The sequence below is a fragment of the Paraburkholderia bannensis NBRC 103871 genome (assembly GCF_000685015.1).
GTDB classification, from domain to species: domain Bacteria; phylum Pseudomonadota; class Gammaproteobacteria; order Burkholderiales; family Burkholderiaceae; genus Paraburkholderia; species Paraburkholderia bannensis.
In genome coordinates, this window is sequence record NZ_BAYA01000054.1 from 26,015 (window position 1) to 34,648 (window position 8,634).

Here is an 8,634-nt window from a genome sequence, read left to right on the forward strand (position 1 = left end):
CCGATCAACCAATCAACCGATCAACGTCGCGGCCACGCCGATCAGCGTCCCGCTCAACGCGCAGGCGATGAGCAGCGTACGCGTGCGCCGATGCTCGCGCCGCAGCGCTTCGAGCAGCGCCGACGTCGTCTGCGCATGCGCGCCAGGCTGACCGTGCGCCGCGCCCGCGTGATGGTGCATGAAGTGATAGACGAGCTGCGGCACGCGCGGCGCGATCTGCGCGAGATGCGGCAACTCCTGCGAGAGCCGCTTGATCCAGCCGTGATGGCCGAGATCCCGCTTCGCGATATCGCCGAGCGTCGTCTTCGCGATTCCCCATGCGTCCACATCGGGATGCATCGTGCGCGCGAGCGCTTCCGCCTGGCCAAACGTGCGTTGCGCGGCAGCCAGCCTGGGCGACACCGCGCCGCCGAACGGCTGCACTGCATGCAACAGATGGTGGAACAGAGCGCCAGCGCTTCGGTCGCTGGCATCGTCGGCGAAATGGGCTTCGCTGCGGGTGCGCAATTCGGCCTCGATCTGCTCGGGGCGCGCATGCGCGGGCACGTGTCCGGCTGCGTGGTGCAGGTTGGCGAGACGCCCGTAGTCCTGCTCGAACAGCGCCGTCGCGCCGTGCACGAAGAATTCGCGCTCCGGTGAGGACAGCGACGTCATCAGCGCCGCGCTCGCGAACACGAGACGTCCGCGCGTGTTCGGCTCGATGCTCACCGCGACGCGGCGAGCGTCGAATGCCGCGTGAAAGAAACCATGTTCGAAGGCCTGCTGCGTCACGACTTCGATGACATGCGCGGCCACGCGCGTCACGTTGATGTGATGCATCGTGAGTCCGGCGACGTCGGTTGCGCGCAGCGTATCGACGTGCTCGACCGTGAGCGTGTGCGGCGTGCAGAAGTCCCAGATCACATCGGGCACCAGCACGCGGTCGTCGTCGGCCAGGTGATGGCCGCTCTGGCTCAGGTTGGCCGCCTGCGCGCGCAGGTCGAAGCGGCGTTGCAGATCGTCGCGCAGCGTCTGGGCGAGCGTGCGCAGGTGCAGCTTGCGCGCCCCGCCCGAAAGGCGTTCGAGCCAGCGCGCAACCGTGCAGAGCAGCGCGGCTTCGTCATCGACTTCCTGGGCCTGCTTCGCGCGCAGCACGCGCACCGTCACCATCTGGTGGCCGTTGGCCGGCAACTGCAAGCGCGCGATGTGCGTCTGTTCGCACCAGCCGTTCTGGCAGGGCACGGGGTCGATCCACGAAAACATCGCCTGCACCGGCTTGCCGAGCGCGCTCTGCAACGCCGCGTTCAACTGCTCGGGCGTGAGCGGCTCCTCGTAGTGCTCGATCGCGTCGATGGCGTCGTGCAGCGTGGAGGCGGCCAGTTCGGGATGCGTCGCGACGGATTGCGCGAAGGCGCTCGCGAGCGGCGCGAGACGCGGCAGCGCGCTCGACAGATGGGTGGCGAGGCGCTCGTTTTCGCGCATGCGCGCGGCAAGCAAGACGATCCAGTGCAGCTTGTGGTGCTCGGGTGCGGCAAGCCAGATCAGCCGGATGCCATAGCGCAGCGCACAGAACAAAAGACGCAGTTGGCGAAGTTTGGAACGCATGGATTCGGCGGTTGCGATAGTCGCAATAACGATGTCGCGCCAGCGACAAAACGGTTGGCCATTCGTGCTCAGGACGACCAGCACGAGATTAGCAGGGATGATCGCGCGATGGCAGGCAGGCTTCTACGAGTCCGCGCGCCGCCGCCCGCACCACGCATGCGCGATGAATGCCCGGCCCTCGACGCGGCGTCGGAGTGCGCGTAATACAATACGGCGGCCTTTCCGATTCCAGGCGCGCCACGCGCCCTCCAGATGCTCGCAGAACAACGTCACCAATACATCCTTTCGCAAGTGAACCGCACTGGCGCGCTCTCGGTGGCAGACCTCGTGCGCGAACTGCGGGTCTCGCGCGAAACGATCCGCCGCGACCTCAACACGCTGGCGGGGCGCGGCCTGCTGGTCACGACCCACGGCGGTGCGCTGTCGAGCGATCGCCGCGAGCCGGATCTCGACGTGCGCGACACGGCCAACGCCAGCGCCAAACGCGCGATCGGCGAACGCGCAGCAGAGTTCGTGCCTGACGGCGCGTCCGTCATCATCGATTCGGGCAGCACGACCCACGCGCTCGCGCGTGCGCTGATGGATCGGCACCGCCTGACGGTCTATACGAACGACTGGCGCATCGCCTTGTTGATGGGCCGTCGCAATGAGAATCGCGTGACGCTGCTGGGTGGCGAGCTGTCCGATCACGAGGAAGCGACCTTCGGTCTCGACACCGTGCAGCAGCTTTCGCAATATCACGCCGATTACGCCTTCGTCGGCGCGGGCGGCATTACCGCCGACGGCTGGCTGACCGACTACTCGCGCATGGTCGCCGAGGTGCGCAGCCGCATGCTGACGGCCGCCGCGTGCGCGATCGTCGTCGCCGACCATTCGAAGTTTGGCCGCATGACGCCCGTGCGCATCAATGGTTTCGAGCGCGCGCGCTACGTCATCACCGAACTCGCGCCCGAAAAGAGCGTTGCGCGCGCCATCGAGTCGCGCGGCCCTGAACTCGTCGTCGCCTGATTCGACGCGGATTCCCCACTGACGCTCCACTGATTCCCCACATCGGCACTCGACGCGCGGCACGGCTGCGCGTTCCGGCTTCCTGTCTTCTTCCCCTTCAGCCCTGATTTGACGCGCGCACGAGGATGTCCGCCCGCGCGGTTTGCCACATTTTGTGAGTTGCTTATTTTTGGCAAATTGTGGAATTTTTTGACAAACGCCACAATCGTCACGGCGATGTCACGGAAATCTGTGATTCTTGCCACGCTCGTACGGACGGGGCTGGCGCGCGACAAGGGCATGCCCACGCGCACCACGCATCCGGGCGGTTTTAGGGTGGCAACGGCGGATTGCAGACAATCTGCAATCCGTGCGCCAGACCGGGGCCGCAGCGGACGGGCAAAGGCAGGCGGCGCAGTCCGCCGACGTTCGACGATTCACCAAACACGCATCGGGTAGCCCCGAGCAACTGGTTTTTGCCTTCGGAGAGTGACATGAACCACCGGAATTCCCATCGCGCGGGTTTCGCACGCAAAGCGCTGCCGATGATGATCGCCGCCACGCTGCTGCAATGCGCCGCGATGAGCGCCCATGCCGCCAGCGCCGTCGTGCTGTACACGGCTGACGGCCTCGAAAATCTCTACCGCGACGTCCTGCCGGCCTTCGAGAAGAAGGAAGGCGTGAAGGTCAATATCGTGACCGCCGGTAGTGGCGAAGTTGTGAACCGCGCCAACGTCGAAAAGGATGCGCCCAAGGCTGACGTGATCATCACGCTGCCGCCGTTCATCCAGCAGGCCCAGCAAAGCGGCCTGCTGCAGCCGTACCAGAGCGTGAACTACAAGAACGTTCCGGCGATCGCCAAGGCGACCGACGGTTCGTGGGCCACGTTCGTGAACAACTACTTCTCGTTCGCGATCAACCCGGAAGTCGTGAAGAACCAGCCGAAGACGTTTGCAGACCTGCTGCATCCGGACTACTCGGGCAAGATCGCCTACTCGAACCCGGCTACGGCGGGCGACGGCATGGCCGTGATCATCCTCACGACCTCGCTGATGGGCGAAGACAAGGCGTTCGATTACCTCAAGAAGCTTGAGCAAAGCGCCAAGTTCCACACCAAGGGCACGGGTTATCTCGACGTGCTGCTCTCGCGTAACGAAATCTCGGTGGCCAACGGCGACCTGCAGATGGATCTCGACGACGCAGCCAACGGCGGCCTCTCGCTCAAGCCGATCTTCCTCGCCGCCGACGCTGGCGGTCATCCCACGACGTTCCAGCTGCCGTACGCCATCGGCCTGATCAAGGGCGGCCCGAACCAGGACGAAGGCAAGAAGCTGATCGACTACCTGATGTCGACGGACGTGCAGTCGAAGGTGCCGGACATCTTCGGCATCCCGGGCCGCACCGACGTGGCGCTCACGGGCAAGAACGGCGCAGCGGTCAAGCAGGCGATCGAAGGCGTGAAGCTGATTCCGGTGGACTGGAACCAGGTCATGGCGAAGAAGGCTGACTGGACGACGCGCTGGAAGAACGACGTGATCGGCTCGTCGGGCAAGCAGCTCGAAGTCGTCAAGCCGAAGTAAGGCGCAGGAGGGCAGTCCCGCGGGACTGCCCAGTACTACCCCGTATCACATGCAGGAGATGAACCCGGTGAATACCGCAAGCCTCGCGTCGGCCGATATGGCCCGCGCCCAGCCGGACGCGTCCGGCCTGACCGATGCAACCGGCGCCCATGATGCTCATGGCGCGGCGGGCGTGCAGATCGACCGCCTGAGCGTGCGTTTCGGCACGCGCACGGTGCTCAATGACCTGTCGCTCACGATCCGTCGCGGCGAGTTGCTGACCGTGCTCGGCCGCAGCGGTTGCGGCAAGACCACCTTGCTGCGTTTCATCGCCGGGTTCATCGAAGCCGATGGCCTTGCCGGCTCGCTGACCGTCGCCGGTCGCGACCTGACGCATGTGCCGCCGCATCAGCGCAATCTGGGCCTGTTGTTCCAGAGCTATGCGCTGTTCCCGCATCTTTCTGTCTTCGAAAACGTCGCGTTTGGCCTCAAGGCGCGCCGCGTGCCGTCGCGCGACATCGCGCGGCGCGTGGCCGACGCGCTCAAGCTCGTGCAGCTTGGCGATCAGGGGCATGTGATGCCCGCGCAGCTTTCCGGCGGCATGCAGCAGCGCGTGGCGCTCGCGCGTGCGCTCGTGATCGAGCCGGATGTGCTGCTGCTCGACGAGCCGCTCTCGGCGCTTGACGCCAACCTGCGCGCGTCGGTGCGCTCCGAATTGAAGGCGCTGCATGAGCGCCTGCCCAATCTCACGATTGTCTGCGTGACGCACGACCAGGACGACGCGCTGGTGCTGTCCGACCGCACGCTGCTGATGCGCGATGGCCATATCGCCCAGCTCGGCACCCCGCAGGAACTCTACGACACGCCCAACGACGCCTACGTCGCGCGTTACCTGGGCGCGGCGAACCTGCTGCCGCCGGGCGTGGCGTTTCCTGTTGGCGACCCGCGCCACGACGTGCGCGACAAGCTCGCCTGCCTGCGTCCCGAGAGCCTGCGCATCGCGCCGCTCGGCGAAGGGCAGTTGCACGGCACGATCGAATCGGTCGAATGGTATGGCTCGGTGCTGTCCGTGCCGGTGCTGCTCGACGCGATGCCGAACGAACCGGTGCTCGTCACCATGCAGCGCGGCCACGGCATGACGCCGGAAAAAGGCATGCGCGTCTCCCTGCGCTACGAGGCTGACGATGTCGTCCTTATCAACCCCTGATTTCCCGTTGCCGGGCGCCGATGCCCACGCCGCCGCCGTGCGCCGCCGCGAACGCCGCGCGCAATGGCACATCGCCTTTCTGCTCGTGTTCGTGCTCGGGCCGCTCGTGGTCTATCCGCTCGCGAGGCTGGTGCTGCTGAGCCTGAGCGGCGCGCATGGCCTGAGCTTCGGTGCGTACGCAACGTTCTTCGGCAATCCCGATTCGCGCGGCGTGATCGGCACGACGCTGTGGATCCTGTTCCTGAGCGCGGGTGTGGCCTCGCTGCTCGGTGTGGCGATTGCGGCGATTCTGTTCTTCAAGCCGTTTCCGGGCGCACAGCTCGTGACGCGCTTCCTGGAACTGTTCGTGGCGTTCCCGTCGTTTCTGGTCGCGTTCACGCTGATCTTTTTGTACGGCTCGCAGGGCTCGGTGAGCATCGGTCTGCAGCAGCTGTTTCATTTGCAGGCGCCGCCGCTCGATTTTCTGTTCGGCATCGGCGGCGTGGTGCTGGCGGAAGTGGTGTTCTACGCGCCCTTCGTGGTGCGCCCGACGCTGGCAGCGTTTGCGCTGCTCGATATGCGGCTGATCGAAGCGGCGCGCAGCTTGGGCGCGAACAATCGCATGGTTGCCGCACGCGTGATCCTGCCGCTCGCGTGGCCGGGCATCGCTGCGGGCACGATCCTGTGTTTCCTGCTGACGTTCAACGAATTCGGCATTCTGCTCGTGCTTGGCAGCGCGCATCTGGTCACGCTGCCGGTGGCGATCTATAGCTCGGCCACGGTCGACCTCGACCTGCCGACCGCTGCCGCGGGAGCGGTCGTGATGCTCGCGATGTCGCTGTCTTTGTATGCGCTGTATCGGCGCGTGAATCGTCGCAGTCAGGGAGGCGCGCGCAATGGCAAGTAATTCTTCGATGAATCCCGTGGTCGCAGCCGCGGATCCGGTCGCGTTGCCGCCGAAGCATCTGCGCGCGCGGCCGGTCGAACGCAGCGTCATGGCGCGTGTCGGCAGCGGCGTGTTGCTCGCGCTGGCGGCACTGCTGTGTTTCTGGTTGTTCGTGCTGCCCGTGATCGTGGTCGCGCTGTCGAGCGTGGCCTCGCACTGGTCGGGCACGATCCTGCCCGACGGGTTCAGCATGCGCTGGTTCGAACGGCTCGGATCGAGCGATTTCGATGCGCTCGTGACGAGCCTGGAGATCGGCTTCGGCGTGGCGGTGCTCGGCACGGCGCTCGGGCTGTGGCTTGCGCTGGCGCTCGAAGGTCGCGACCGCAAGGGCCTGGGCGTAGTCGTCGATACGCTCGCGATGGTGCCGAACGGCGTGCCCAGCGTGGTGCTCGGCCTTGCAGTGCTGATCGCCTATCACAAGGCGCCCGTCGATCTGTCGAGTTCGGCGGCGATCGTCGTGTTCGTGCAGCTCGCGCTGGTGCTGCCGTTCTGCTATCGCTGCGCGTCGGCGGCGCTGCGTCCTGAGTTGACGATCCTGCGCGAAGCGGCCGCGAGTCTCGGTGCGCCGCCCGCGATGGTGTTGCGCCGCGTGGTGCTGCCGCAGCTGGTGCCCGCGATTCGCGCGAGCCTCGCGCTGGGCTTCGCGCTCTCGCTCGGCGAGCTTGGTGCGACGCTTACGGTGTATCCGCCGGGATTCGCGACGGTGCCGATCGTCGTGGTCGGTGCGGTCGAGCGTGGCTACTATCTGCCGGCATCGGCGCTTTCGCTGATCCTGCTGATCGTCTCGCTGGTGGCGCTGTTGTTGATCGCGGCGCGCGCGCCGCGCAAGCGTGCGGACTGACACGATGGACGCCATGCGGTTCGATGGGCTGTATCGACGTGATGAAGGTGCCGTGCAGGTTGAGGCGGAAACGCGTTCCGCGCTGGCGCCGTCGCCGCTAGCGATGGTGCGCCAGCATTCGTTGACCGATCTCGTGCGCGCGGAAATCGAGCGCTGCATCACGCGCGGTCAGCTGGCGCCCGGCGCGAAACTCGTCGAAGCCGAATGGGCCGCGCGCCTGCAGGTGTCGCGCGGGCCGGTGCGCGAGGCGCTGCGTGCGCTTGAGCAGACCGGACTGGTGCGCAACGAGAAGCATCGTGGCGTGTTTGTGCGCAGCGTGTCGGACGTCGAGGCGCAGGAGTTGGCGACGCTGTGCGCGGTGCTCGAAGAAGCGGCGTGCCGGATGCTGGCGACGCGCATCGACGCGGCGCAGGTGGCGGAGTTGCGTGGGCGGCTCGACGCCATGCGCGACGCGCTCGACGATGAAGGCGAATTCGAGTGGGCGCGCGAAGCGTTTCGAGACGCGCTGGTTTTTGCGGCGGGTAATGGCAAGCTGCACGATAGCTGGCGGCGCGCGGTCAGCGAAGCGCGGTTGTCGCGTCGCGCATTACTTGACGATGCGCAGCGGCAGTTGTCGTACGCCCGGCATCGGGCGGTGTTGAATGCGCTAGCATCGCGCGACGCCGAAGAGGCGATCGTGCAGATGCGCGCGCAGGATCAGCAGGGCGATAGCGGCGAGCGTTGAGCCGGCGCCGTCGAGTTCGACGAAAGGGAGCAGAAAAGCATGGCATTGAGTCTGGAAGATATTCGCGGCCTGTTTGAGGAGTACGGTGGACAGGCTTATAGCGGCGAGCCGGTCACGCAGCTCGAACACGCGTTGCAAAGCGGGGCACTGGCTGAAGAGAACGGCGCGAGCGAGGAGCTTGTCGCGGCGGCTTTTCTGCATGACCTCGGCCATCTGCTGAATCGCCAGGGCGAAACGCCCACCGAGCGCGGTATCGACGACCTGCATCAATACTATGCACTGCCGTTCCTGCGGCCGGTTCTGCCGGAGAGCGTGCTGGAGCCGATTCGCCTGCACGTCGATGCGAAGCGCTATCTGTGCGCTACCGACGAGGCGTACTTCAGTTGTCTATCGGCGGATTCGGTGCGCAGCCTGCAACTGCAAGGCGGCATCTTCGATGCGGAAGGCGCGCAGGCTTTTGCTGCCCGCCCCTACGCCGACGACGCGGTGCGCCTGCGTCGCTGGGACGATCTCGCGAAGATCGCCGGTAAGGAAACGCCGGATCTCGACCACTATCTCCAGATCGTCGATCGCGTGATGCAACGTCACGCGTGAGACCCTCTCGCGTCCATTTCAAGAGATTCGAAAAATCTCTTGCCAGATGACATCCCGATGACTAGAATCTCGCTCCTTCGCATTCTCGATATGAGAGTGCGGGGAGACGGGAAGCTTTAATCAAGGCTTTGAAGTCTTTTGAGCGGCAGGTTTTAACGCCATCAAGTTTTAAGTGAAGTAAAAAAACTTGTTGACGAAACGCTCGATACTCTT

Annotated in this window: 8 protein-coding genes; 7 read left to right on the forward strand and 1 reads right to left on the reverse strand. The window is 65.4% G+C overall.

Features of this window, described 5'->3' with window-relative positions:
* Positions 1 to 12 precede the first annotated feature (12 nt).
* The gene (locus tag BBA01S_RS37835; RefSeq protein WP_027820943.1) at positions 13 to 1,584 is read right to left on the reverse strand and encodes an ABC1 kinase family protein; all 1,572 of its coding nucleotides are present in this window, start codon (positions 1,582 to 1,584) and stop codon (positions 13 to 15) included.
* A 252-nt stretch (positions 1,585 to 1,836) separates the two neighbouring features.
* Between BBA01S_RS37835 and BBA01S_RS37840 the strand changes: the two genes are divergently transcribed.
* The 7 genes from BBA01S_RS37840 (at position 1,837) to BBA01S_RS37870 (ending at position 8,421) form a co-directional block, all read left to right on the forward strand.
* Positions 1,837 to 2,592: a DeoR/GlpR family DNA-binding transcription regulator gene (locus tag BBA01S_RS37840; RefSeq protein WP_027820944.1), complete on the forward strand. Its 756-nt coding sequence runs from the start codon at positions 1,837 to 1,839 to the stop codon at positions 2,590 to 2,592.
* A 473-nt stretch (positions 2,593 to 3,065) separates the two neighbouring features.
* A complete protein-coding gene (gene phnS, locus BBA01S_RS37845; RefSeq protein ID WP_027820945.1) occupies positions 3,066 to 4,151 on the forward strand; it encodes a 2-aminoethylphosphonate ABC transporter substrate-binding protein in 1,086 nt (361 codons plus the stop codon).
* A 58-nt stretch (positions 4,152 to 4,209) separates the two neighbouring features.
* Positions 4,210 to 5,337 (forward strand): 2-aminoethylphosphonate ABC transport system ATP-binding subunit PhnT, encoded by a 1,128-nt coding sequence (phnT, locus tag BBA01S_RS37850; protein WP_174479204.1) that lies wholly within the window; start codon positions 4,210 to 4,212, stop codon positions 5,335 to 5,337.
* Positions 5,315 to 6,223: a 2-aminoethylphosphonate ABC transporter permease subunit gene (locus BBA01S_RS37855; RefSeq protein ID WP_027820947.1), complete on the forward strand. Its 909-nt coding sequence runs from the start codon at positions 5,315 to 5,317 to the stop codon at positions 6,221 to 6,223. The genes phnT and BBA01S_RS37855 overlap by 23 nt, the downstream gene beginning before the upstream one ends.
* Positions 6,224 to 6,311: 88 nt before the next feature.
* Positions 6,312 to 7,103 carry a 2-aminoethylphosphonate ABC transport system, membrane component PhnV gene (gene phnV, locus BBA01S_RS37860; protein ID WP_245641721.1) on the forward strand — a complete coding sequence of 264 codons (792 nt, stop codon included), beginning with the start codon at positions 6,312 to 6,314 and terminating at the stop codon, positions 7,101 to 7,103.
* Positions 7,104 to 7,206: 103 nt separating this feature from the next.
* Positions 7,207 to 7,827: a GntR family transcriptional regulator gene (locus BBA01S_RS44680; RefSeq protein ID WP_042298565.1), complete on the forward strand. Its 621-nt coding sequence runs from the start codon at positions 7,207 to 7,209 to the stop codon at positions 7,825 to 7,827.
* A gap of 39 nt (positions 7,828 to 7,866) precedes the next feature.
* Positions 7,867 to 8,421 (forward strand): phosphonate degradation HD-domain oxygenase, encoded by a 555-nt coding sequence (locus tag BBA01S_RS37870; protein WP_027820949.1) that lies wholly within the window; start codon positions 7,867 to 7,869, stop codon positions 8,419 to 8,421.
* The last annotated feature ends 213 nt before the right edge of the window (positions 8,422 to 8,634 follow it).

Coding starts and splice junctions, on each gene's coding strand:
- BBA01S_RS37855 (WP_027820947.1), top strand. CDS start 5,315: ATGTCGTCCTTATCAACCCCTGATTTCCCGTTGCCGGGCGCCGATGCC.
- phnT (WP_174479204.1), top strand. CDS start 4,210: ATGAACCCGGTGAATACCGCAAGCCTCGCGTCGGCCGATATGGCCCGC.
- BBA01S_RS44680 (WP_042298565.1), top strand. CDS start 7,207: ATGGTGCGCCAGCATTCGTTGACCGATCTCGTGCGCGCGGAAATCGAG.
- BBA01S_RS37840 (WP_027820944.1), top strand. CDS start 1,837: ATGCTCGCAGAACAACGTCACCAATACATCCTTTCGCAAGTGAACCGC.
- phnS (WP_027820945.1), top strand. CDS start 3,066: ATGAACCACCGGAATTCCCATCGCGCGGGTTTCGCACGCAAAGCGCTG.
- BBA01S_RS37835 (WP_027820943.1), bottom strand. CDS start 1,584: ATGCGTTCCAAACTTCGCCAACTGCGTCTTTTGTTCTGTGCGCTGCGC.
- phnV (WP_245641721.1), top strand. CDS start 6,312: ATGGCGCGTGTCGGCAGCGGCGTGTTGCTCGCGCTGGCGGCACTGCTG.
- BBA01S_RS37870 (WP_027820949.1), top strand. CDS start 7,867: ATGGCATTGAGTCTGGAAGATATTCGCGGCCTGTTTGAGGAGTACGGT.